Origin of the sequence: Mycolicibacterium pulveris, assembly GCF_010725725.1 — a bacterium.
Taxonomy (GTDB): domain Bacteria; phylum Actinomycetota; class Actinomycetes; order Mycobacteriales; family Mycobacteriaceae; genus Mycobacterium; species Mycobacterium pulveris.
In genome coordinates this window covers 2,192,690-2,215,507 of the sequence record NZ_AP022599.1, presented here as the reverse complement: position 1 = coordinate 2,215,507, position 22,818 = coordinate 2,192,690, and the positions used below count along the sequence as shown (strand labels likewise).

The window sequence follows — 22,818 nt, the reverse complement described above, 5'->3', positions numbered from 1 at the left end:
AGCTTAATCGCCGTCACCGACAAGTGACGCGTCGAGCGCTAGTCTCCGGGGATGGCCACAACCCGCAGCGAACGAAGCTTCGACGGTGTCGGCGGTGTGCGCATCGTCTACGACGTGTGGACCCCCGACACCGAGCCCCGCGGTGTGGTGGTGATCTGTCACGGGTTCGGCGAGCACGCCCGCCGTTACGACCATGTCGCGCAACGCTTCGGCGCGGCCGGGCTGCTCACCTATGCGCTGGACCTGCGCGGGCACGGCCGCTCCGGCGGCAAACGGGTCTACCTGCGCAACATCGGCGAGTACACCACCGACTACCGCACCCTGGTCGGCATCGCGGCCCGCGAACACCCCGACCTCAACCGCGTGGTGCTCGGCCACAGCATGGGCGGCGGGATCGTGTTCGCCTACGGCGTCGAGCACCCCGACGAATACACCGCGATGGTGCTGTCCGGACCCGCCGTGTACGCCCACGACATGGTGTCGTCGCCGAGGATCGCGCTGGCCAAGGTCGTGGGCGCGATCCTGCCGGGTCTACCGGTCGAACAACTCGAGACCGAGGCGGTGTCCCGCGACCCCGAGGTGGTGGCCGCCTACATGGCCGATCCGCTGGTGCACCACGGCAAGGTGCCCGCCGGCGTCGCCAAGGCGCTGATCAAGGTCGGCGAAACCATGCCGCAACGCGCCGCGAAACTGACCTCGCCGCTGCTGGTCGTGCACGGCGAGCAGGACAAGCTGATCCCGGTCGCAGGCAGCTACCGTCTGCTCGAGTGCGTGGCGTCCGACGACGCACACCTCAAGGTCTATCCCGAGCTCTACCACGAGGTGTTCAACGAGCCGGAACGCGCGCTGGTGCTCGACGACGTCACCGCGTGGATCGAGGCCAGGATTTGAAAGCCGCTGTCGGCCTGCTTTTTTCGCTGATTCTGGTCCTCGCCGGCTGCGCCACGGACGATGCGGGCGGCTGGGTCGAGGACGACGTCAGCTTCGTCGACGCCGGGCTGACCATCCACGGCACCTACCGGCACCGGCCCGATGACGCACGGGGGCCGGCGGCGCTGTTGATTACGGAGAGCGGCAACACCGACCGAAACGGCGACAACGCCGTCGCCGGCCCGGTGGGCAACATGCGCCAACTCGCCGAGCTGCTGTCCGAGCGGGGCGTGGCAAGCCTGCGCTACGACAAGGTCGGCACCGGCAAGACCGGCCTCGGCCCGTATGCGCAGCGCCCCGCCGACGTCGTCAGCGCCGTGTACACCTCCGGCGCCAAGGCGGCCCTGCGGTTCCTGGCCGACCAGCCGGCCACCGACCAGGACCGCGTCTCGGTGTACGCCCTCGGCGAGGGCACCGTCCACGCGCTGTCGCTGGCCGCCGACACCGGCCCGGACGCGCCCGAAGTCCACGCGCTGGGGCTTTTCCAGCCGCTGTCGGGCCGCTACCTCGACATCATCACCAACCGGGTGCGCGCCAACGGCGATCCGGCCGTGCTCGCCGCATGGCTGGCCGCCGTCGACCAGGTTCGTGCCACCGGCACCGCGCCCGCGAACCTGCCGGAAGGTCTCGGTGCGCTGCTGAACGCTGGCAACGTGACGGCCGTCGTCGAGGCCGACAAGATCGACCCGGTGGCGCTGGCCGCCGCGGTGCCCGCGGACACCCGGGTGTTGCTGACGTGTTCGGACGCCGACGGCCAGGCCCGCTGCGAGGACGAGAAGGCGCTCGTCGCAGCGCTCGGCCACACCGAGCTGACGGTCATCGAGCTCACCGGCGTCAACCACGTGCTACGCGACGACGCGAGCGACAACGTCGCCAACTACGCCAACCAGGAGCCACTTTCTCCACAGGTTGTCGAGGCGCTGAATGGTTTTGTCGGCAAGTAGCCCTAGATTTGGCTCATGAGCGACGACAAGATGCTGGCTCGGATCGCCGCGCTGCTCCGCCAGGCCGAGGGCACCGACAACCCGCACGAAGCCGACGCGTTCATGGCCGCGGCGCAGCGGCTGGCCACGGCGACGTCGATCGATCTGGCGGTGGCGCGTGCGCATTCCGAGCAGCGGACCAAGGCGCAGATGCCGGTGCAGCGCACGATCACCATCGGCAACGCGGGCACCCGTGGCCTGCGCACCTTCGTGCAGTTGTTCACGGTCATCGCCCACGCCAACGACGTGAAGTGTGACGTCGCCTCCAACTCGACCTTCGTGCACGCCTATGGCTTTCCCGAGGACATCGACACCAGCCACGCGCTCTACGCCAGCCTGGTGATGCAGATGGTCAAGGCGTCGCAGGCCTACATCGCCTCGGGTGCGCACCGCCCGACACCCACCATCACCGCACGGATCAACTTTCAGCTGGCTTTCGGCGCCCGCATCGGCCAGCGCCTGGCGCAGGCCCGCGAGGAGGCCCGCAGGGAAGCCACCAAGAGCCGCGACAGCCGACCGAGCACCGCTCTTGCCCTGCGGGACAAGGACATCGAACTCCGCGACTTCTACCGGGAGACCTCCGAAGCCCGCGGCACCTGGCGAGCCACCAGCGCGACGGCGGGGTACTCGTCGGCGGCGCGGCGGGCCGGTGACCGTGCGGGCAGGCGGGCCCGCTTGGGCGCCAGCCCGGAACTCGCGGGTGCCCGCTCTGCGCTTGAGAAGTGACGCCCCGCGACTCTCAGCGCGCGAAGGTCTATGCCGCAGAGGATTTCGTGCGCACCCTGTTCGACCGGGCCAGCGAGCGCGGCAACCCGGTGGTGGAGTTCTTCGGCACACAGTTGACGCTTCCCCCCGAGGGGCGGTTCGGCTCGGTGTCGGCGGTGCAGCGCTATGTCGACGACGTGCTGAGCCTGCCCGCGGTTCGGGGTCGCTGGCCGGGCGGTCCGCCGTTGACGGTCCGCGCGCGACGCGGCCTGTCGGCGGCGCACTACGAACGCACCGACGCCGGGGCCGTCATCGCCGTTCCGGAGCGTCGCAGCAACTGGGCGTTGCGGGAACTCGTCGTGCTACACGAGATCGCGCACCACCTCTGCGACGCCCAGCCGCCGCACGGCCCGCAGTTCGTCGCGACCTTCTGCGACCTCGCTGAGGCGGTGATGGGTCCCGAGGTGGCCCATGTACTGCGGGTGGTCTACGTCAAAGAGGGTGTGCGTTAGGCGAACTCGGATGCGTTTCCGGCGACCTCGGCGACCATCGTGTCGATTCGCTCGCGATCGGCATCGAGGGAAGCGCTGGCCGCGGCGGCGGCATTCCGCAGCGCCTCGTTGAGCCTGTGCTCGAGCTCTTCGGCCCCAACCCCGATCAGCCCCTCGACGAAATGCACCGCCCTGAGCTGGTGGTGGCCGTCCAAGGTCACCTCAACGGTACCGGATTCATCTGTGGCCGTGAAGGTTTGGCTGTTCATCCGGTCGAGTTGATCATCCATGATCGACTGCAACCGCTGCGCCTGCGCCAAGACAGCGGCGACCTGCGGATGCATCTCGTCGGTCACTGACGTTCCTTGTTCTCCCCGCCGTCCCCCCGGCGCCGACGGTTCCCGATCACGGCCTCGGTCCAGGGCCGGTCCTCGGTGTAGAGCTCCTCGTCGGGCGCCAAGTCGGGGTTGCGACGCTTTTCCCTACCTTGCCCTGCGCCGACGCCACCGTGCATGGGTGCCATTCCCATGCCGCCCGCCATCGGTCCGGTCGCCGACGGCCCAGGAGCAGCGCCCGCCGCGGCCGACGTCACCGGAACCGGTGCGGGAGCCACGGTCTCGGCCGTCACCGCAGGTGACAGCGACTGCGCCCCAACACCTTTGCCACCACCTGCACCGCCACCTGCACCGGCTCCTCCGGAACCCCCGCCTGCGGTCGCGGCGGGGCGCAGGCTCGGGTCGGCCAGAGGTTTCGACGCGACCGTGGGCGTGGCGCCGGGCGCGCTGTCCGGCGCACCACCCGCAGCGCCGCCGTCCGACGGCGACCCGCCACCCGATGGGGTAGCGCCGCTCGCGGGCACGCCACGGCCGGGCTGGCCGGCTGCGGCGGGCGTCGGCCCCGCGAGCGAGTGCTCGGCCGTCGCATCGGGACCGCCGGTGGCCGCGCCGCCCGGCTGGGCCCCGCCCGCGCCCGCTGAGCCACCACCGCGACCGGCACCGGGCGGATCCTCGAGGCGCACCGGGTCCACCGTCGCGTTCCTGGCGTACTCCTCACGCACCTCGTCGGAGAGCCGCTGCAGCTCTCCCAGCTCGTCGACGATGGCGTCCACATCGGCGCCGGCGGCGGCCTGGGCCAGCTGTGCCTCCAGCGCAACGTATCTGGTGAAGATGGGGATGTGTTGATTGGTGGCGTTCCGGTGTGACGCCCCCACCTTGGCCGCCGCCTGCGCGAGCCGCTGCCAAGCCGCGGACAGGTCGTGCAGCCAGGCGCTGAACGCGGTCATCCTGGCGTGCGCCGTGTCCGCGGCGGCACCTTCCCAGTTTGTGACCTCGCGCGGTGCGGCGTGGCTCTCGACGAACGCCGATGCGAGCCCCCACTGCACCTCGGCCATCTGCAGCGACGCACCGTGATCACCGGCGTTCAGATCGCCGTGCGTCTTCTTGACGTCACTGTATTCACCTGCGCTCAGCTGACGCGGCGTCGTCGGACCATCGGGGAGCGCGGGAAGCGGGGTCGACGCTGTGGGCAGCGCGATCTCCTCGATCGCCGCCCGGCGGCCCGGGTCGTCGAGCCTGTCCCCGAAGGTGTCGTCGACCCGCGCGTAAGCCGCCGCGGCGTCGTCCAACATCTCTGCGATGTGGCGGTTTTCGGCTTCGGCCCAGTTCTGGTAACCGGTGAGCACCCGGGCGATCTCGTTGAGGTTGTCGACGGCGTCCTTGGCCAGCGGCAACGCGTCCGGCGGTACCGGATGCACCGTGGGGATCGACCATGTGAGCCGGCGCATCGTCGCCGCCTGCGCCCTGAGGCTCGCGGGGTCGACTCGCACTTCTGCTGACATGGCTACCCCTCCGTCCTCAGCGCCATCTGGTAGCGGCTTTCCTCACGCGGGTTGATCAATCGGATCGGCAGTTGGTGATGGCGCGGAGTACCGATGAAGCTGTCGCGCAACACGACTCGACCAACACCGGCGTGCGGCCCGAGATAGGTGGTCGCATTCGGCCACGCGACCTTGGCCACGTCGCCGATGCGGCCGTTGACGAACCCGGCGAACTCGCTGAACTGCGGCAACAGCGTGACCACCGCACCAGCCGCGGCCGAGCGCACGATGAACTGGGTCAACAGCCGAGCGTCACCGAGGTTGATGCTGGCGTCGACGTCGTCGAACGGCATGTATACCGGGTAGCGGTCCGCGGTCTCACCGACCAGCACGCCCGCCGAGCCGATCGGCAGCTCGTGATGGCGGTCGGTGACCGGGGTGATGCCGTGGAACGCGGCACGCTGGCCACCGTACAGACACGAAAACCCCCGTGGCGTGGCTGGATTGGCCAATGTCGTCAACAACACCGTAGTCCTCGGCGCGGAGCCCGGCCGTAACCGAACCCGGGTGATGGTGTGATCGGCGCGCGCCGACCACCACACATCCGGGCCGCCAGGAGCGCTGTAGGCCGCGGTGAACGCGCTGCGTCCCTTGATCGCCGACCAGGTTTCGCGCTCGAAGCTGATCTCGGTGGCGTGGTCGAACGCATCGAAGCTGCGCACGACGCGTGCATCGATTCCGTTGCCGGCCAACTGGTCTGCGATGCGGGTCGCCGAGGACACCAGGTAGCGGGCCAGTCCCGCCACTCCGGCCTCCCGCCGCTGCGAGGACTTGCGGGTGTGTTCCGGATCGGCGCGCAGCACCACCCAGGTGCGCCGGTTGGCGGGCGCCGGGTACGGCCCGACCACCTGTTCGTAGAGGGACACCAGCGTCGCCGGGGCCGTCTTGCCGACCCGGTAGCCGGCCGACACCACGTCGGCTTCGAGGTCGGGGCAGTGCGCGGCCAGCAGACGTTCGACGAGCAGGGTGTCGACCACATCGTCGGTCTTGGCCTCGCCGTTGACGATCACCGTCGGCGTGAACGGCCGGGGAACGAGTTCGATCGCCGCCATCAGCCGTTCGTCGTGCCAGCGCACGGCGACGTGATCACCGGGCAGCACGGTCGCGCCGACGGCCGGCTCCGACGGCCGGTCCGGCACGTTGCGGTGCCGTCGCCGCCACGCCACGACGGCCGCCACCCAGCCGGTGATGCGCCTGCCGCGGATCGTCACCACCGCGGCAAGCACGATGAGCACCGCCAGCGTGACGCCCAACCACAGCAGGTCGAGCTGGGCGAACAACACGACGGCGGCCGGCGCCAACACCGCGGCCCAGACGGCGTGTCCGGTCGTGACGCGCAGCCCGAAGAGGGTCCGGATCTTGTTCATCTGCGCCTCAACGCGCGTCGGGCAAGGGCGCCGAGCCCGATGGCAAGCGCCAGAGCCGCCCCCGCGACGACGACCGCGGTGATCGGTCCGCGATCCGGCGGCGGAACGTGCACCGGCGGCGGAATCTCCTTGACCCGGTAGGGCGCTCGCTCAGGCCCGGCGGGCACCTCCCAGGTCAGCGCCGCCACCGGGTCGATGACGCCGGCACCGACGTAGTTGTCCACCCCGCCGCCCGGATGCCGGGCGGTCGCGGTGATCCGGTTGATGATCTGGGCGGGCGTCAGCTCGGGGAAGCGTTGCCTGAGCAGGGCGGCCAGTCCCGAGACGTAGGCCGCCGCGAACGACGTGCCGCCGATCGGGATCAGGCCGTCCTCGCCGTGCAGCGCGTTGACCGGGTTGCCGTCGTAGCCGAGCGCGGTCAGGTTCTCCGCGGGTGCCGCGGCGCCCAGCCACGGCCCCGACATCGAGAAGCTGCTCGGTTGCCCGTTTTGGGCGATGCCACCGACCGTCAGCACCAGCGGCGAGTACCAGGCCGGGCTGACGATGGTCTGCACCCGCTCCCAACCGCGCGGATCGGCGGGCAGCGCCGGATCCGGCGGTGGGTTCTGTGTGCAGTCCTGGCCCGTGTTGCCTGCGGCGACGATGACGACCGCACCCTTGACATTGACCGCGTAGTTGATCGCGGCGCCGAGGCTCGCTTCGTCGATCGGGCGGGTGACCTTGTAGCAGGCGGCTTCGCTGATGTTGATGACCTGCGCGCCGAGGTTGGCCGCGTGCACGACGGCACGGGCCAGGCTGCGCAGCGACCCCGCGGTCTGCGTGGTGTTGGGGTCGTTGGGATCGGTGCGGGCCCCCACCGGCTGAAACGCCGCCGACGTCTGGCGCAGCGACAGGATGCGGGCATCGGGCGCCACCCCGATGAACCCGTCGGTGGGGGCCGGCCTGCCCGCCACGATCGAGGCGGTGAGCGTGCCGTGGGCGTCGCAGTCCGACATGCCGTTGCCCGCCTGGTCCACGAAATCCCCGCCGGGCTCGGCAGGCACCCGCGGCGAACCGTTCACTCCGGTGTCGATCACCGCGACAGTTACGCCCGCGCCCGTTGCGAATCTCTGCGCCTCGGCGAGCCGCAGGTAGTCGCTGGCCCACGGTTTGTCGGCGAAGTTGGAGTCTGGGAACACCGCGGGCGCGGTGCACGCGCGGCGCTGCTCGGTGGGCTGGTCGGGGCCCGTCTCGTCGGGCGGTAGGGCGGCCGGGTCGATCGTCGGCGGTTCGAGCGCCCCGGCGACGGGCGCGCCGGCCAGCGCCAGCAGCAGTGCTGCCGACAGCGCGACGAGGCGGTGCACCGGCTACGACCCTTCGGTGTCGGCGCGTCGGATGACAGTGTGCTGGCACATCGACAGCAAACGCCGCGCCGCTGCGTGGACAGGGCGAAGCCTCACGTCACGCCGATCGGCCGATAGCACGCAGCCAATCTTAAGGGCCCGCGGAGGTGCCCGGTTCCGCAATCTGACGCCGCCTGACGCCGGCAGGCTCCCGCCGAACGTGGGTTACCCGCACGCCGCAGCGCGTTTCTCGTGCGCAAACCCCACACTCGCGGGAAGGTTCAGGCCTCGTGACCGGGTTCCAGATCCCGCACGTCGGCGAAGGTGACGAGCTCGTCGAAGCGCTCCGGGGCGCTGCCCGCGACCGGCTCCAAGAGGTGCCCGACGTGGTCGCCCAGGTCATAGCGGTTGAGCACCTCACCCACGAACCAGCCCGCCGCGTCGTCGAGGACCGGCAGGTCATGGGGGCCGGGGTGCCACGAGCAGCGCGCGAACTTGTCGGTGTCGTCGCCGGTCTCGCTACCGAACAACCGGGCCAGGTCGCGGTGGCGTCGCGGCAGCAGGTGCACCGCCAGATGCGACGCATCCTGTGCGACGCGGAAGGTGTGGTTGCGCTTGGACAGCCCGACCAGGAACCGGGCCGGCTCGATGCTGACCTGGCTGCTGAACCCGATCAGGCAGCCCGCTCGCTGCTCACCGGCGCGGGTGGTCACGACGAACATCGGATAGTCCAGCATCGAGACCAGCTTCTCGAACGCCTCCATCGCCTTCCCCCCGTCGAACTCACCCGGTCACGACATCGTATGGTGCTCACGCCGTTTCGCGCGGCAGGTGAGCACGGCCGGGCGCCGGGGATCAGACGCGGTTTTCCCGCGAGCCCTCCGCGATCGCGGTGTCGAGACCGTCGAGGTCCAGCGTGATGGACCCGCCCGGATCGGCGCGGAAGCTGCCGGTGCCCGCCGCGTTGGCCAGTTCACCCGAGCCCGATGCGATGCGCAGTTCCGCGCTGGCCACCCCGTCGCGATAGGTGCCGTCGTGCAACAGCACCAGGCCGCCCGTCATGCCGCCGACGCTGCCGGTGAGATGTTCGATGCCGACGTAGAGCGCCGACTTGTCCGGCGCGTAGGCCAGCAGCCACTTGGTGGTGGACGTGCCCTTGATGTCGCCGTCGTAGCGTTTGGCCACCAGCGCCTCGGTGAGTTTGGTGCCCTCGTCGCCGTCCTCGAACGGCGTCTCGTCCCAGCTACCGATCTCGAAGGTGGCCTCGATATGCCTGCTCATTGTCGGCGGATACCCCGTGGCCAAGCGGTGGAATCGGGAGGCCGGAAATCGCCGTCCCCGACGGCTGTGATAGTCAGAGCAGTGCGGCCGCTTTGCGTCCGATAGCACGTCAAACTATAGTCTGGACACATGTCCAGAGGGTTCGGAGTTGTTGCGTGACACGTTTTGTCCTGGCCGCCGACCTCGGATATCTCCGCCGCAGCGCATCGTGAGTTGAGCATGCGCATCGCCTTGTTGTCGTACCGGAGCAAGACCCACTGTGGCGGGCAGGGGGTCTACGTGCGTTACCTCAGCCGCGGGCTGGTCGAGTTGGGCCACGACGTGGAGTTGTTCTCCGGCCAGCCCTATCCCGAGGGGCTGGACCCCCGCGTGCGGCTGACCAAGGTGCCCAGCCTGGACCTGTATCGCGAGCCCGACCCGTTCCGCATCCCGTGGCCGAACGAGATCAAGACCCGCATCGATCTGCTCGAGCTGCTCACAACGTGGACGGCCGGCTTCCCCGAACCGCGCACGTTCAGCCTGCGCGCCGCCCGGGCCCTGGCCGAACGCCTCGACGAGTTCGACGTGGTGCACGACAACCAGTGCCTCGGCACCGGGTTGCGAAAGATCGCCGAGATGGGCCTTCCCGTGGTGGCCACGGTGCACCACCCGATCACCCGGGATCGGGTTCTCGACGTCGCGGCCGCGCCGTGGTGGCGCAAGCCGCTGGTGCGGCGCTGGTACGGCTTCGCCGAGATGCAGAAGCAGATCGCCCGCGAGATCCCCGAGATCCTGACCGTGTCGTCCACGTCGGCGGCCGACATCGCCGAGGACTTCGGGGTGGCGCCGCGCCAGCTGAACGTGGTGCCGCTGGGCGTGGACACCGAGATGTTCAAACCGGCGCAGCGCCGGGTGCGCAACCGCATCATCGCGATCGCCAGCGCCGACGTGCCGCTCAAAGGCGTCAGCCATCTGCTGCATGCCGTCGCGCGGCTGCGCGTGGAACGCGACCTCGAACTGCAACTGGTGGCCAAGCTCGAACCCAACGGGCCGACCGAGAAGCTGATCGCCGAGCTGGGCATCTCCGACATCGTGCACAGCTCGAGCGGGCTGTCCGACGCGGAGCTGGCCGAACTGCTGGCTTCGGCCGAAGTCGCCTGTATCCCTTCGCTTTACGAGGGTTTCTCGCTGCCCGCGGTGGAGGCCATGGCCAGCGGCACGCCGATCGTCGCCAGCCGTGCCGGCGCGCTGCCCGAGGTCGTCGGCCCCGACGGCGAATGTGCCCGGTTGGTCCGGCCCGCCGACGTCGACGAGCTCACCAAGGTGCTCGGCGAACTGCTGGATTCACCGCAGGAACTGCGCCGTCTGGGCGAGGCCGGGCGGCGTCGCGCGTTGGACGTGTTCAGCTGGGAATCCGTTGCAGCACAGACCGTTGCGGTCTACGAGCGGGCGTGTGAGCGGGTCAGCGCATGCTGACCGTCGACTTCGACCGGCTCGGTGTCGGTCCGGGCACCAAGCTGATCGACGTCGGGTGCGGCGCGGGGCGCCACAGCTTCGAGGCGTACCGCCGCGGCGCCGACGTCATCGCGTTCGACCAGAACGCCTCCGACCTCAACGACGTCGACGAGATCCTGACCGCCATGCGCGAGCAGGGTGAGGTGCCCGCCACCGCCAAGGCCGAGGCGGTCAAGGGTGACGCGCTCGACTTGCCTTATGCGGACGGTACTTTCGACTGCGTCATCGCCTCGGAGATTCTCGAGCACGTGCCCGAGGACGACAGGGCGATCTCCGAACTGGTGCGCGTGCTGGCGCCGGGGGGCGCACTGGCGATCACCGTGCCGCGATGGCTGCCCGAGAAGATCTGCTGGATGCTGTCCGACGAGTACCACGCGAACGAGGGTGGGCACGTGCGGATCTACCACGCCGACAGGCTGCGTGACAAGGTGCTGGCCCACGGTCTTCGGCTCACCCACACCCACCACGCCCACGCGCTGCACTCCCCGTACTGGTGGCTGAAGTGCGCTGTGGGAACGGAGAATTCGAATCATCCCGCGGTGGCGGCCTATCATCGCCTGCTGGTGTGGGACATGGTCAGCCGGCCGTGGCTCACCCGCACCGCGGAGTCGGTGCTCAATCCGCTGATCGGCAAGAGCGTGGCGCTGTACTTCAGGAAGCCGGGGGTACCCGTTGCTGCGAGATGATCTCGCCGACGTCCCTGGCGTGCGCGGTGTCTTGACGCCTGCGCAGTGTCGACAGACTGCGGAGTCGATCGCCGCGATACAGGAACCGTCCGGCGCCCTCCCGTGGTTCGACGGCGGCCACACCGATCCGTGGGACCACGTCGAGAACGCGATGGCGCTGACGGCGGCGGGGCTGCTCGAGCCGGCCCGCGCCGCGTTCGAGTGGTGCCGGGTCCACCAACGCGCCGACGGCTCGTGGCCCCTTCAGGTGCGCAACGGCGTGGTCGAGGACGCCAACAGCGACAGCAACTTCTGCGCCTACATCGCCACCGGCGTGTGGCATCACGTGCTGATCACCCGGGACCGCCGGTTCGCCGAGACCATGTGGCCGGTGGTGCGCAAGGCCATCGACTTCGTCATCGACATGCAGCTCGACGGCGGCCAGATCTCTTGGGCCAGAAGCCCGTCCGGCCTTGAACCCGATGCGCTGCTCACCGGCTGCGCGAGCATCCACCACAGCATCCGGTGTGCGCTGGCGCTGGCGGACTACTTCGACGATCCGCAGCCGGAATGGGAGGTGGCCGTCGGGCGACTCGGTCACGCGATCGCCCACCACCCCGAGGCGTTCGTGCTGAAGGACCGGTGGTCGATGGAGTGGTACTACCCGGTGCTCGGTGGCGCCGTGCGCGGCGTACAGGCCAGCGCGCGCATCGCCGAGCGGTGGGACGACTTCGTGGTGCCCGGCCTCGGGATCCGCTGTGTCGAGGATCGGCCCTGGGTGACCGGCGCCGAAACCTGTGAGCTGGTCATGGCTTTGGACGGGATGGGGGATTCGGCCCGTGCGCACCAGCAGTTCGGCGCCATGCAGCATCTGCGCGACGACGACGGCTCCTACTGGACGGGCCTGGTCTACGCCGACGGCAAGCGGTGGCCGGTCGAACGCTCCACCTGGACCGGCGCCGCGGTGATCCTGGCCGCCGACGCGCTGTCGCGCACCACCGCCGCCAACGGCATCTTCCGCGGCACCGACCTGCCGCGCGGGTTGGAGGGCGAGTACGCCTGCGCCTGCGCTACCAGCGGCCGGTAGCGGGCACCTGGCCGGGAACGCCGGAGATGCGCTCCAGCACCCGCATCGACCCGGTGGCCGAGACCTCACGGAAGTCGCCGGTGTCCAACGCGCGACGGTAGACGTGGTATGGCGCCTGGCCGCCGTCGGCGGGATCGGGGAACACGTCGTGGATGACCAGCGCCCCGCCGACCTCGACCCACTTGGCCCAGCCGTCGAAGTCGCGTTGCGCGGCCTCCTCGGTGTGGCCGCCGTCGATGAACAACAGGCGTAGCGGTGTTCGCCAACCACGCGCTGCCACAGGTGATTTCGCGACGATCGCCACGACGTGGTCGTCCAGGCCGGCGGCGTCGAGCGTGTGACGCAGCGTCGGCAACGTGTCGAACAGCCCGGTGACCGGGTCGACCATCGACGCGTCGTGGTACTCCCAGCCCGGTTGGTGCTCCTCGGAGCCGTGGTGATGGTCGACGGTGTAGAGCAGCCCCCCGCTCTGCTGAGCCGCGGCGCCGAGCAGCAACGTCGACTTGCCGCAGTAGGTGCCGATCTCCACGCCGACGCCGTCGCCCAGAAACCGCAGCGCGGTGTCGTAGAGCGCGCGGCCCTCGTCGGCGGGCATGAAGCCGGTGACCTCCTCGGCGAGAGCGAAAAGGCGTGCGGCGGACGGTGGAAGCGCGGTGTCGGTGTTGCTCATCGGGGTCTAACCTATCGGGTCGGTTCGTTGCTGGTGCATGGGCGTTGTAGTAGCGTCCGGACATGTGTCTGACACGGCTCTTGAGGCGACTCGGCGCCGTCTGACCGCAAGGCAAGCCGAGACCGTCGACCGGCTGGGTCGGGCCGCACTCGAGCTGCTGTGCCGCGAGGGGTTCGCGGCCCTCACGGTGCGGCGGGTGGCCGCCGAGGCCGGGGTCGGGGCCGCCACCGCCTACACCTACTTCTCTTCGAAGGAACACCTTGTCGCCGAGGTGTTTTGGCGCCGGCTGGCCGCCTCGCCGCCGACGGCGCAGGAGTCGGCGGACCCGGCGTCCCGGGTCACTGAGGTGCTGCGTCACATCGCGTTGCTGGTCGCCGACGAGCCCGAGTTCGCCGGCGCGGTGACCACCGCGCTGCTCGGCAAGGACCCCGACGTGGAGGTGCTGCGCCAACGCATCGGCTTCGATATCCGCGAGCGGCTCGCCGCCGCCCTCGGACCGGACATCGACCCCGACGTCATCGACTCGCTGGAGATGCTGTGCTCGGGAGCGCTGGTGCGCGCCGGGATGGGCTATGCCTCCTACGCCGACATCGCCGCGCGGTTGGAGAAGTCCGCGCGGCTGATTCTGAAGTGATCCTCGTCGAAACTGAACTCATGCGCGGAATTCGTGCTGCCGATTCGCGTGCATATCTTCAGTATCGGCGGACAAAGCCGGACCGAGGATCGCCGTCGACGCGGTGATCGCCGGCTCGACGATGCCGCGCACGTCGCGGCCGTCCTCGACGAACAGCGCGGTCAGCTCCCGCAGCCCGCCGAGCAGGATGAGCGCAAGCGGGCGGGGGATCGGTGAAATCCCCGCGCGACGGAAGCCGGGACTGTCGCTGAGATCGACCAGCATCTCGGTGAGGTTCGCCATCGCCTGGCGGTGCAGCGGCGCGGCCACGTCGCCGAGCGCGGGCGCCTCCCTGATCCAGCTCAGCGTCACCGCGGGCCGGGCCGCGATGTGGTCGACGTACGCGGTGACCGCGCTGCGGATCTGCTCGCGCCAGTCGGCCGCGGGATCGACCGCGGCGCGGATGCTGGCGATCAGCATCTCGTTGTTTCGCCGCGCCAGTTCGATGAGGCACTCGGCCTTGCTGGAGAACTGCTCGTAGAACGTGCGTTTCGAGGTGTGCGCGTGCCGGACGATGTCCGCGACCGTGGTGTCGCGGTAACCGCGTTCGGCGATCGACTCGGCCATGCCGTCGAGCAGCCGGTCGCGGAACAGGACGGCAGGACGCGAGTCGGACGCACCCTCGTCGAGCGTCGTCGTCACATCGTCCCCCTGAGGTCTTGCGGTCGGTGGTACCAAGCGGTACCGTACTACACACACCTGCGGTACATGCTTGTACCAAACGAGGCGTCGACGTGACGACGCCGGCTGGGAGTGACATGAGCGAATCGTCGACCGTCGAAGCGCCGGCCCGCGCCGTGAAACTGCCGCCGGGTCCGCGGCTTCCCGTGACACTGCAGGGTCTGGCGTTCATCGCCAACCGCCGCTGGACCGTGCACCAGATGCACCGCCGCTACGGCGATGTGTTCAGCCTCAACATCCCGATCTTCGGGCAGACGGTGGTGGTCGCCGACCCGCAGCTGGCCAAGCAGGTGTTCACCGCCAACCCCGACGACCTCGGCAACGTGCAGCCCAACCTGTCGCGGGTGCTGGGGTCCGGATCGGTGTTCGCGCTCGACGGCGCCGAGCACCGCCGCCGGCGCCGACTGCTGACCCCGCCCTTTCACGGCAAGAGCATCAAGAACTACGAGAAGATCTTCGAAGAGGAGACGCTGCGCGAGTCGGTGAACTGGCCGGAGGGTCAGGCGTTCGAGACGCTCGAGCCGATGATGCGCATCACGCTCAACGCGATCCTGCGCGCGGTGTTCGGCGCCGACGGGGAACGCCTCCATGACCTGCGCCGCATCATCCCGCCCTGGGTCACCCTCGGTTCGCGCGTCGTGAGCCTGCCCACGCCGAAACGGACGTACGGGCGTTACAGCCCGTGGGGCCGGCTGGCCGAGTACCGGCGCCAGTACGACGTCGTCATCAACCGGCTGATCGACGAGGTGACGGCCGACCCCTGCTTCGATGACCGCAACGACGTCCTGGCGCTGCTGCTGCGCAGCACCTACGAGGACGGTTCGGCGATGTCGCGCCAGGAGATCGGCGACGAGCTGCTGACGCTGCTGGCTGCCGGACACGAGACGACGGCCGCCACCCTGGCTTGGGCGTTCGAGCGGATCACCCGCCACCCCGACGTGCTGACCAAGCTGGTCGGGGAAGTCGAGACCGACGTCAACGAGTACCGTCAGGCCACCATCCTGGAGGTTCAGCGCAACCGCACCATCATCGACTTCGCCGGACGTCACGTCTACTCGCCGACATTCGAGCTCGGGGAATGGGTTGTGCCGCGGGGTCATACGGTCCTGACCAGCATTCTGCTGATGCATGAGCGCGCCGACGAGTTCCCCGCACCGGAGCGGTTCGACCCGCAGCGGTTCCTCGGCAACCGACCGTCGATGTTCGCTTGGATCCCGTTCGGCGGCGGCACCCGCCGCTGTGTCGGTGCGGCGTTCGCCAACGTCGAGATGGATGTCGTGCTCCGGACCGTCCTGCGCCATTTCGTGCTCGAGACGACGACGGCGCCGGGCGCGAAATGGCACTCCCGCGGCGTGGCGTTCACCCCGAAGGACGGCGGGCGCATGATCGTGCACCGCCGCGGCTGACGAGCCCTACGGCGTCGCCTTCGCGCGCTTCGGGAGCTTCCAGTTGGGCCGCGGGAAGTGGCAGGTGTACCCGTTGGGGAACCGCTCCAGGTAGTCCTGGTGTTCGGGCTCGGCCTCCCAGAACTCGCCGGCCGCTGTCACCTCGGTGACGACCTTGCCGGGCCACAGCCCCGACGCGTCGACGTCGGCGATGGTGTCCAGCGCGATCTGCTTCTGCTCGTCATCGAGGTAGAAGATCGCCGACCGGTAGCTGGTCCCGATGTCGTTGCCCTGCCGGTCTTTGGTGGTCGGATCGTGGATCTGGAAGAAGAACTCCAACAGCGTGCGGTAGTCGGTCTGCGCCGGGTCGTAGATGATCTCGATGGCCTCGGCGTGTCCGGGGTGGTTGCGGTAGGTGGGGTTGGCGTTCTCGCCGCCGGTGTAGCCGACGCGGGTCGAGAGCACACCGGGCTGCTTGCGGATCAGGTCCTGCATGCCCCAGAAGCAGCCGCCGGCCAGGATGGCCTTCCGCGTTGTGGTCACGCTTTCTCCTTCACTGTCGTTTCAGCCTGTAACCATTGTGCTCGCCGACTTCATCCGCCGGCCATTACCGTGGGGGGATGCGCGCCCTCACCGTGGTGTACGCGGCGGCCCTGGCCATCTGCCTGGCGCCCGTGGCGACGGCCGAGCCGACAACGGTGCAACCGCCCGAGGTGCCTCCGCGACCAGGGGTGCTGTTCACCGACAACCCCGCGATCGTCGATCCGCACCCGATGCCCGTCGAGGCGTGGAGCCGTGCCGGCGCCGACACGCTGGCGCTGCACTTCACCACGGGCACCCCGCAGTGCTATGGCGTGACGGCGAAGACGCACGAAACCGCCGACACCGTCACCGTCGAGCTCAGCGGCGGAACCCTGCCCGAGGCCGTCGGCCGGGCATGCATCCAGATCGCGGTGTTCGGCACGCTCGAGGTGCCGTTGCAGGGCCCGATCGGCGACCGTCGGGTGCTCAGCGTCCACTGACGCTCGACAAACCCAGTAGAACGTGTTCTAGTTTTGGCGTGACAGGCAAGGTGTTCAGCCGGGAGGAAATGGCTGCAGCGTTCGAACAGTTCGAGGCGACCGTGGACCGCGCCGCGCAGACCCGCGACTGGGACCCGTGGGTCGCGCAGTACACCCCCGACGTCGAGTACGTCGAGCACGCCGCGGGCACGATGCGGGGCCGCGAAGAGGTGCGCGCCTGGATCTGGAAGACGATGGAGAGCTTCCCCGGCAACCACATGACGTCGTTCCCGTCGCTGTGGACGGTCTTCGACGAGCCGACCGGCCGCGTCATCTGCGAACTCGACAACCCGATGCGTGACCCGGGCGACGGCACCGTCATCAGCGCCACCAACATCTCGATCATCACCTACGCCGGCGACGGGTTGTGGCGCCGCCAGGAGGACATCTACAACCCGCTGCGGTTCGTCAAGGCCGCGGTGAAGTGGTGCCGCAAGGCCGAGGAACTCGGCACGCTGACCGACGAGGCGCGAAACTGGATGCGGCAGTACGGCGGTGCCGAATGAACTCAGCACCCAAGCTCGTCATCGGCGCCAACGGCTTCCTCGGCTCGCACGTCACCCGGTTGCTTGTCGGCGACGGCCACCAGGTGCGCGCGATGGTGCGCCCGACCGCCAACACGATCGGCATCGACGACCTGCCGGTGCAGAGATTCCTCGGCGACATCTGGGACAACGACACGTTGGCCGAGGCGATGGACGGCTGCGACGACGTCTACTACTGCGTCGTGGACACCCGGGGGTGGCTGCGCGACCCGGCGCCGCTGTTTCACACCAACGTCGACGGCACCCGAAACGTGTTGGAGGTGGCCAAGAACGCCAACCTGCGCCGGTTCGTCTACACCTCCAGCTATGCGACGGTGGGCCGGCGCCGCGGCCGCGTCGCCGACGAGAACGACGTCGTCTCCGACCGCGGGCTGACGCCGTATGTGCGGTCCCGGGTGCAGGCCGAGAACATGGTGCTGCGATATGCGCGCGAGCACGGGTTGCCCGCGGTGGCGATGTGCGTGTCGACGACGTACGGCGCCGGCGACTGGGGTCGCACCCCGCACGGCGCCATCATCGCCGGCGCGGCGTTCGGCAAGATCCCGTTCGTGTTGCGCGGCATCGAACTCGAAGCCGTCGGCGTGGACGACGCCGCCCGCGCGATGCTGTTGGCCGCCGAGCACGGCCGCGTCGGCGAGCGCTACCTGATCTCGGAGAAGATGATCACCAACGCCGAGGTGATCAGGATCGCCGCGGAGGCCGCGGGAATGGACCCGCCAACCAAATCGATTCCGTTGCCGATGGCCTACCTGCTGGCCACGCTCGGCAGCGTCAAGGCGCGGTTGCGCGGCACTGACGAGAAGCTGTCGCTGAACTCGTTGCGGCTGATGCGCGCGGAGGCGCCGGTCGACTGCAGCAAGGCCAGACGTGAATTGGGTTGGCAGCCAAGGCCGGTCGAGGAATCCATTCGGGAGGCCGCCAAGTTCTGGGCTGGTCTACGCGACGCGAGGCGGGCGAGCAAAGCGGGTTGACGCGCGGGCGCTAGCCTCGAACGGGTGGGTGAGAAGCTGCACGTCGATCTGTCCGGTGCCCCGCAGACCATGCTGGCCACGCTCTACGCCAAGGCGCTCGACGCCGACCTGCCGAAACCGATCCTCGGCGACCGGTTCGCCAGAGACATCGTCGACCGCATCGACTACGACTGGTCGAAAACGTCGATCACTACGACCAATTCGCCGTCGGTGACCACCCGCACGGCACACTTCGACCTCTGGGCGCGGCAGTGCCTCGCGGTGCATCCCGAGGCCGTCGTGCTGCACCTGGGCTGCGGACTGGATGCGCGGGCGTTCCGGCTGGACCCCGGCCCCGGCGTCGAGTGGTACGACGTCGACTACCCCGACGTCGCCGAGTTGCGCCGGGCGCTCTACCCGGCCCGCGACCACTACCACGTCGTGCCCGCCTCGGTCACCGACCCGGACTGGCTCGCCGCCATCCCCACCGACCGGCCGGCGCTGATGATCGCCGAGGGTCTCACCATGTATCTCGAACCGTCCGACGGCATCGCGCTGCTGCGCCGTATCGTGGACCGATTCCCTTCCGGAGAACTGCAATTCGACGCGTTCAGCCGGCTCGGTATCCGGGCGCAGTGGATGAACGCGGTGGTGCGCCGCGCGGGCGCGACGCTGCGCTGGGGCGTCGACAAACCCGACGACATCGTCGACGCGGTGCCGGGAGTGCGGCTGCTGGCGTGGGTTTCACCGTTCGACTCCCCGTCGTTCGACGGGGTGGCCTGGTACTACCGCGCGGTGTCCAACGCGATGCGGGCCGTGCCGTCATTGCGCTACATGGCGCAATACCACCGCTACGCGTTCTGAGCCTGGTTCGAAGCTGAAGTTGATGCACGGAAATCACAGAATTCGCGTGCACAAGTTCAGATTCGGCGCTTAATGTCTAGCCTGCCTTCAGTTCGGCGATCACCTCGCCGTAGAGCCGCGCCTTGATCGTGCCGAAGACCGCGCCCGCCTTGGCCGCGCGTTCCTCGGCCCGCGCGAGCGCGACGTCGAGCACCTCGTTCTCGCCCGCGGTGGCCGCGACGATGCCGGCCTCGCGGGCATCCTCGCCGCCGTAGCGACGCCCCGTCGTCATCGCTTCGTGCGCGGTGGCGATCGGCAACCGCGCCCGGATCAGGGCGTTCATCCCCGCGGTGAACGGGATGCCCAGATCGACCTCGGGCAGGCAGAAGAAGCCGCGATCACCGCGCATCACGATCAGATCGTGCGCCAGCGCCAGCATCGCGCCCGCGGCGAACGCGTGGCCCTGCACGGCGGCGACGATCGGTGCGGGAAAAGCCAACACCCGCGCGAACAACGCGTGCACCTCGGCCAGGTTCGCTTCGGCCGCGCCGGGATTGGCCGCCATGAAATCCAGGTCCAGGCCGTTGGAGTAGAACTTGCCGACGCCCGTGGTGACCACCGCCTTGGGCCCTTCGGCGGCCTCGATCTCGTCGAGCGCGGCGTTGATCCGGGTCAACAGGTCCGGATGAAAGCGGTTCTCGTCGGAGCCCAGGGTCAACACGAACACCGCGCCGCGGCGCTGCAACTCGGTCATCAGGCGGTGCGCACGCTTTCGGCCTTCTCTTTCAATCGCCGCAACGTCACGCGGATGTGCTCGGCGTTGGCCGCGTCGCGGTTTTTGACGCCGGTGGCCATGCTCGCCGGCTTGCGAAACCAGCCGGGCCTCTTGTCCCACGTCCGCTCGGTCACCGTGCAGCCGCCGTCGCCGGCGACGATGTCGTAGCGCCAGTGCGCGACGGGCACCGCCAGCGACCGGACGTCGAAGGCGAACGTCCGACCCGGTTCGGCCTCGGTGACCGTGCAGGTCGTGGTCCACGTCCTGGAACCGTTGCGGTTCTGTCCCTTGAACACCGCGCCGGGCTGCGCACGGTCGCCCTTCGACCACTCCATGGCGTGGGTCTCCTCGGCCAGCGACGCAAGCGTCGGCAGATCGGTGATCAGCGCGTACACCTCCGCGGGATCGGCGTTGATGGTGATCGAAGCCTGCGCGGACGGCGGCCCTTGTTGACTCATGTCGCGATCGTAGCCACCGTGGAAACATGAGCGATCGCCCTGTACTGGAACCCACCGCGTCGCATCCGATCACCATCGAGCCGACTGGCAGGCGGGTCACCGTTCGGGTCGCAGGCGAAGTCGTCGCCGAGACGGAGAACGCGCTGACGCTGCGGGAGTCGACGTACCCGCCGGTGCAGTACATCCCGCGGGTCGACGTCGTGTCCGAGCGGCTTGTGTCCAGCGGCACGCAGACGTACTGCCCGTACAAGGGTGAGGCCGGCTACTACCACGTCGTCACCGCGGCGGGCGACACCGTCGACGACGCGATCTGGACCTACCGGCAGCCCTATCCCGCCGTGGCGGCCATCGCCGGACACGTCGCGTTCTACCCCGACAAGGCCGACATCACCATCGCCTAGCCTGAAGCGGTGCACAGCTCGGTCAGCGTCGTGCGCCGGGTGGTCTTCGACGGGCCGGTCAGTCCCGACCTGACGCTGTCGCCGTTGCGCCGTGGCCGGTCGGACCCGTGCTATCACGACGCGCCCGACGGCGCGATCTGGCGCACCAGCCTGATGCGCAGCGGCCCGGTCACCGCCCGCATCACCAGATCCGCGCCCGACACCGTCGAGTGCGAGGCATGGGGAAGCGGCGCAACGGAATTCGCCGAAACTTTGCCTGCCCTGCTGGGCAGCCAGGACGACAGCTCGGGGTTCGCGCCCGAGGAGCCCACCATCGCCGCGGCGCACCGGAGGGTGCCACATCTGCGGCTGGGCCGCACCGACCGGGTGCTCGAAGCGCTGATCCCGGCGGTTCTCGAGCAGCGGGTGTACGGCAAGGACGCGCGCCGGGCCTGGCGGACGCTGGTCACCAGGTACGGCACGCCCGCACCGGGTCCCGCGCCCGCCCATCTACGGGTCCCGCCGCCCGCCGAGGTGTGGCGGCGCATCCCGTCGTGGGAGTTCCACAAGGCCAACGTGGACCCGCGCCGGGCCCGCACGATCGTGGGCTGCGCCCAGCGGGCGGACGCGCTGGAGCGGCTGGCCGCCCGCCCGCCCGAGCAGGCGCGCGCCGCGCTGATGTCGCTGCCCGGTGTCGGGGAGTGGACGGCAGCCGAGACCGTCCAGCGGGCGTTCGGCGACGCCGACGCGTTGTCGGTCGGGGACTTTCACCTCGCCAAGATGATCGGTTGGAGCCTGCTCGGCCATCCGATCGACGACGCCGCCATGGTCGAACTTCTCGCGCCGCTGCGGCCCCACCGCCACCGTGCCGTGCGGCTGCTGGAGGTCAGCGGCATGGCGGTGCTGCCGCGGTTCGGCCCGCGCCAGGCGATCCCGCGACTTCGCGCGATCTAGCTCGGCTCAGTCGGCGAACACGCGCTGCAGAAACGGCGTCGAGTCCGCCGTCGACGCCAGCACCGTGCTGCTGTGGTCGTCGTCGGGGTAGACCTTGAGGACGACGTCTTGACCGTTGCCGACCAACCGGCCGTAAAACCTCAGCGTCAGGTCCGGGGGCACGTCGTGGTCTTGCAGGCCCACCCCGAGGAAGATCGGCCGGTCGAATCCGGATTGCGGTGTGCCCATGTAGCCGTCGACGACCTCGTCGAAGCCGGGCAACGACGACATCGGGGCGGCGAAGAACCCGGGCACCGTCATATCGGCGAGCGCGTCCGCCAGGTCGCGCACGCACGCTGTCTCGGCTTGGTCGGCCGCGGCGCGCGCGGCCGGCGTCAGTGCGCTGTCGATGCCCAATCCCGGGTTCGCCTCCCGCAACGCCGCGATGATGTATGCGGCGTAGGCATTGGCGATCGGGTCGAGGTTGGGCGGCACGGTCATGTCGGGCCCGGCCTGCTTGACCAACGTCGAGACGTTGGCGGGGGTGCCGGTCGCCACGACCCCGCGGTAGTCCAGGCCCGAGCCCACGCTGAATTCGGATGCCCGGGCGGCGGTGTCGATGGCGGCGGCACCACCCTGCGACTGCCCGACCACCGCCCATTTCGGCGACAGCGGCAGGTTCATGTGGTGCGCGGCGATCACCGCGTCGACGATCCCGTGCGCGGTGCTCGCGCCGTTGAGGTAGCTCATCAGCCCGGGCGTGCCCAGGCCGACGTAGTCGGCGGCCACCACCGCATACCCCTGCTGCAGCCAGTGCGTCAGGTACTCGTCGTCGCGCGAGCTTCGTGGCCGGGCTGACGGTGTGCAGTCGTCGCCGAGGCCGACGGTGCCGTGGGCCCAGGCGATGACGGGCCATCCACCTTGTGGCGGGGCGGTTTTCGGTGTGAAGAGGGCGGCGGTGCCCACCGCCGGCTGGTCGTGCTGGTTGGTCGTCGAGTACAGGAACCGGTACGCCGTAGCCGCTCCGGCGACCGAGAGCGCCGGATCCAGCGGACGGAAATCGATCAGCCGGCCTGCGGGCGGTATCGGGGTCGCGTAGGCACGGGCGTCCAGTCCCGACCAGTTGGGTGTGGCGATGGCCGCCGCGTCCGCGGTGCCGGCCCACGTCATCGTCGTCGCCGTCACGACGGCCAGCACAAGGCGCAGCGTCTTCACGCCGGTGACCCTAGCCCGCTTCGGTTACCTGTTCTGCCGCGTGGGTAC

At 69.5% G+C, this 22,818-nt stretch carries 27 protein-coding genes; 15 read left to right on the top strand and 12 right to left on the bottom strand.

Annotated features, from left to right (window positions below; genetic code table 11):
* The first annotated feature begins 51 nt into the window (after positions 1 to 51).
* The 4 genes from G6N28_RS10655 to G6N28_RS10640 are packed head-to-tail and all read left to right on the top strand — an operon-like array spanning position 52 to position 3,130.
* Positions 52 to 891: an alpha/beta hydrolase gene (locus G6N28_RS10655; protein ID WP_163900067.1), complete on the top strand. Its 840-nt coding sequence runs from the start codon at positions 52 to 54 to the stop codon at positions 889 to 891.
* Positions 888 to 1,874: an alpha/beta hydrolase family protein gene (locus G6N28_RS10650; RefSeq protein WP_163906097.1), complete on the top strand. Its 987-nt coding sequence runs from the start codon at positions 888 to 890 to the stop codon at positions 1,872 to 1,874. The genes G6N28_RS10655 and G6N28_RS10650 overlap by 4 nt, the downstream gene beginning before the upstream one ends.
* A 15-nt stretch (positions 1,875 to 1,889) precedes the next feature.
* Complete coding sequence (locus G6N28_RS10645) at positions 1,890 to 2,639, top strand: DUF2786 domain-containing protein (RefSeq protein WP_163900065.1); 750 nt, start codon at positions 1,890 to 1,892, stop codon at positions 2,637 to 2,639.
* Positions 2,636 to 3,130 (top strand): TIGR04338 family metallohydrolase, encoded by a 495-nt coding sequence (locus G6N28_RS10640; protein WP_163900063.1) that lies wholly within the window; start codon positions 2,636 to 2,638, stop codon positions 3,128 to 3,130. The genes G6N28_RS10645 and G6N28_RS10640 overlap by 4 nt, the downstream gene beginning before the upstream one ends.
* On the opposite strand, the gene G6N28_RS10635 is transcribed toward G6N28_RS10640, so the two are convergent.
* The 6 genes from G6N28_RS10635 to G6N28_RS10610 all read right to left on the bottom strand — a co-directional run bounded on the left by G6N28_RS10635 (position 3,127) and on the right by G6N28_RS10610 (position 8,955).
* Complete coding sequence (locus G6N28_RS10635; RefSeq protein WP_235674537.1) at positions 3,127 to 3,465, bottom strand: YbaB/EbfC family nucleoid-associated protein; 339 nt, start codon at positions 3,463 to 3,465, stop codon at positions 3,127 to 3,129. The two genes, G6N28_RS10640 and G6N28_RS10635, sit on opposite strands and share 4 nt — an antisense overlap.
* Positions 3,462 to 4,946 (bottom strand): PPE domain-containing protein, encoded by a 1,485-nt coding sequence (locus G6N28_RS10630; protein WP_163900061.1) that lies wholly within the window; start codon positions 4,944 to 4,946, stop codon positions 3,462 to 3,464. Before G6N28_RS10630 ends, G6N28_RS10635 begins: the two co-directional genes overlap by 4 nt.
* A 2-nt stretch (positions 4,947 to 4,948) precedes the next feature.
* Positions 4,949 to 6,352, bottom strand: a complete 1,404-nt coding sequence (gene eccE / locus G6N28_RS10625) for a type VII secretion protein EccE (protein WP_163900058.1) — start codon at positions 6,350 to 6,352, stop codon at positions 4,949 to 4,951.
* Positions 6,349 to 7,695 (bottom strand): type VII secretion-associated serine protease mycosin, encoded by a 1,347-nt coding sequence (gene mycP, locus G6N28_RS10620; protein ID WP_163900056.1) that lies wholly within the window; start codon positions 7,693 to 7,695, stop codon positions 6,349 to 6,351. Before mycP ends, eccE begins: the two co-directional genes overlap by 4 nt.
* Positions 7,696 to 7,955: 260 nt before the next feature.
* On the bottom strand, positions 7,956 to 8,438 hold the full coding sequence (locus G6N28_RS10615) for a flavin reductase family protein (protein ID WP_163900054.1): 483 nt from the start codon (positions 8,436 to 8,438) through the stop codon (positions 7,956 to 7,958).
* A gap of 91 nt (positions 8,439 to 8,529) precedes the next feature.
* On the bottom strand, positions 8,530 to 8,955 hold the full coding sequence (locus G6N28_RS10610; RefSeq protein ID WP_163900052.1) for a DUF3224 domain-containing protein: 426 nt from the start codon (positions 8,953 to 8,955) through the stop codon (positions 8,530 to 8,532).
* Between the two features lie 219 nt (positions 8,956 to 9,174).
* Between G6N28_RS10610 and G6N28_RS10605 the strand changes: the two genes are divergently transcribed.
* Genes G6N28_RS10605 through G6N28_RS10595 form a run of 3 tightly spaced genes read left to right on the top strand, consistent with a single transcriptional unit; the run spans position 9,175 to position 12,201 of the window.
* Complete coding sequence (locus tag G6N28_RS10605; RefSeq protein WP_163900050.1) at positions 9,175 to 10,410, top strand: MMP alpha-(1->4)-mannosyltransferase; 1,236 nt, start codon at positions 9,175 to 9,177, stop codon at positions 10,408 to 10,410.
* Positions 10,404 to 11,135 carry a class I SAM-dependent methyltransferase gene (locus G6N28_RS10600; RefSeq protein ID WP_163900047.1) on the top strand — a complete coding sequence of 244 codons (732 nt, stop codon included), beginning with the start codon at positions 10,404 to 10,406 and terminating at the stop codon, positions 11,133 to 11,135. Before G6N28_RS10605 ends, G6N28_RS10600 begins: the two co-directional genes overlap by 7 nt.
* Complete coding sequence (locus tag G6N28_RS10595) at positions 11,122 to 12,201, top strand: MMP endo-(1,4)-3-O-methyl-alpha-D-mannosidase (protein WP_163900045.1); 1,080 nt, start codon at positions 11,122 to 11,124, stop codon at positions 12,199 to 12,201. The genes G6N28_RS10600 and G6N28_RS10595 overlap by 14 nt, the downstream gene beginning before the upstream one ends.
* Here the strand turns inward: G6N28_RS10595 and G6N28_RS10590 are convergent.
* A complete protein-coding gene (locus G6N28_RS10590) occupies positions 12,185 to 12,871 on the bottom strand; it encodes a class I SAM-dependent methyltransferase (RefSeq protein ID WP_163900043.1) in 687 nt (228 codons plus the stop codon). The genes G6N28_RS10595 and G6N28_RS10590 overlap by 17 nt on opposite strands.
* Positions 12,872 to 12,935: 64 nt before the next feature.
* On the opposite strand from G6N28_RS10590, the gene G6N28_RS10585 reads away from it, so the two are divergent.
* Positions 12,936 to 13,505: a TetR/AcrR family transcriptional regulator gene (locus tag G6N28_RS10585; RefSeq protein ID WP_163900042.1), complete on the top strand. Its 570-nt coding sequence runs from the start codon at positions 12,936 to 12,938 to the stop codon at positions 13,503 to 13,505.
* An 18-nt stretch (positions 13,506 to 13,523) separates the two neighbouring features.
* Here the strand turns inward: G6N28_RS10585 and G6N28_RS10580 are convergent, their stop codons facing one another.
* Entirely contained in the window at positions 13,524 to 14,186 is a 663-nt protein-coding gene (locus tag G6N28_RS10580) for a TetR/AcrR family transcriptional regulator (RefSeq protein WP_407664950.1), read from the bottom strand.
* Positions 14,187 to 14,302: 116 nt separating this feature from the next.
* Here G6N28_RS10580 and G6N28_RS10575 point away from each other — a divergent pair, with 116 nt between their 5' ends.
* Positions 14,303 to 15,631, top strand: a complete 1,329-nt coding sequence (locus tag G6N28_RS10575; RefSeq protein WP_163900040.1) for a cytochrome P450 — start codon at positions 14,303 to 14,305, stop codon at positions 15,629 to 15,631.
* Positions 15,632 to 15,637: 6 nt separating this feature from the next.
* Here G6N28_RS10575 and msrA read toward each other — a convergent pair whose 3' ends face one another.
* Positions 15,638 to 16,105, bottom strand: coding sequence for a peptide-methionine (S)-S-oxide reductase MsrA (gene msrA, locus G6N28_RS10570; protein ID WP_276001068.1), 468 nt, complete (start codon positions 16,103 to 16,105; stop codon positions 15,638 to 15,640).
* A 125-nt stretch (positions 16,106 to 16,230) separates the two neighbouring features.
* Here msrA and G6N28_RS10565 point away from each other — a divergent pair, with 125 nt between their 5' ends.
* From G6N28_RS10565 to G6N28_RS10550, 4 genes are all read left to right on the top strand, one after another.
* A complete protein-coding gene (locus G6N28_RS10565; RefSeq protein ID WP_163900038.1) occupies positions 16,231 to 16,632 on the top strand; it encodes a hypothetical protein in 402 nt (133 codons plus the stop codon).
* A 38-nt stretch (positions 16,633 to 16,670) separates the two neighbouring features.
* A complete protein-coding gene (locus G6N28_RS10560; RefSeq protein ID WP_163900036.1) occupies positions 16,671 to 17,177 on the top strand; it encodes a nuclear transport factor 2 family protein in 507 nt (168 codons plus the stop codon).
* Positions 17,174 to 18,187: an NAD-dependent epimerase/dehydratase family protein gene (locus tag G6N28_RS10555; RefSeq protein WP_163900035.1), complete on the top strand. Its 1,014-nt coding sequence runs from the start codon at positions 17,174 to 17,176 to the stop codon at positions 18,185 to 18,187. Before G6N28_RS10560 ends, G6N28_RS10555 begins: the two co-directional genes overlap by 4 nt.
* Before the next feature lie 69 nt (positions 18,188 to 18,256).
* Positions 18,257 to 19,030 carry a class I SAM-dependent methyltransferase gene (locus G6N28_RS10550; RefSeq protein ID WP_163906091.1) on the top strand — a complete coding sequence of 258 codons (774 nt, stop codon included), beginning with the start codon at positions 18,257 to 18,259 and terminating at the stop codon, positions 19,028 to 19,030.
* A 76-nt stretch (positions 19,031 to 19,106) separates the two neighbouring features.
* Here G6N28_RS10550 and G6N28_RS10545 read toward each other — a convergent pair whose 3' ends face one another.
* Entirely contained in the window at positions 19,107 to 19,763 is a 657-nt protein-coding gene (locus G6N28_RS10545) for an enoyl-CoA hydratase-related protein (RefSeq protein WP_163900034.1), read from the bottom strand.
* Positions 19,763 to 20,242, bottom strand: a complete 480-nt coding sequence (locus G6N28_RS10540) for an SRPBCC family protein (protein WP_163900032.1) — start codon at positions 20,240 to 20,242, stop codon at positions 19,763 to 19,765. Before G6N28_RS10540 ends, G6N28_RS10545 begins: the two co-directional genes overlap by 1 nt.
* A gap of 26 nt (positions 20,243 to 20,268) precedes the next feature.
* Here G6N28_RS10540 and G6N28_RS10535 point away from each other — a divergent pair, with 26 nt between their 5' ends.
* Both G6N28_RS10535 and G6N28_RS10530 read left to right on the top strand, forming a co-directional pair.
* Positions 20,269 to 20,643 carry a DUF427 domain-containing protein gene (locus G6N28_RS10535; protein WP_163900030.1) on the top strand — a complete coding sequence of 125 codons (375 nt, stop codon included), beginning with the start codon at positions 20,269 to 20,271 and terminating at the stop codon, positions 20,641 to 20,643.
* Between the two features lie 9 nt (positions 20,644 to 20,652).
* Positions 20,653 to 21,576 carry a DNA-3-methyladenine glycosylase family protein gene (locus G6N28_RS10530; RefSeq protein WP_163900027.1) on the top strand — a complete coding sequence of 308 codons (924 nt, stop codon included), beginning with the start codon at positions 20,653 to 20,655 and terminating at the stop codon, positions 21,574 to 21,576.
* Between the two features lie 6 nt (positions 21,577 to 21,582).
* Here G6N28_RS10530 and G6N28_RS10525 read toward each other — a convergent pair whose 3' ends face one another.
* Positions 21,583 to 22,725, bottom strand: a complete 1,143-nt coding sequence (locus tag G6N28_RS10525; RefSeq protein ID WP_163906089.1) for a prolyl oligopeptidase family serine peptidase — start codon at positions 22,723 to 22,725, stop codon at positions 21,583 to 21,585.
* Between the last annotated feature and the right edge of the window lie 93 nt (positions 22,726 to 22,818).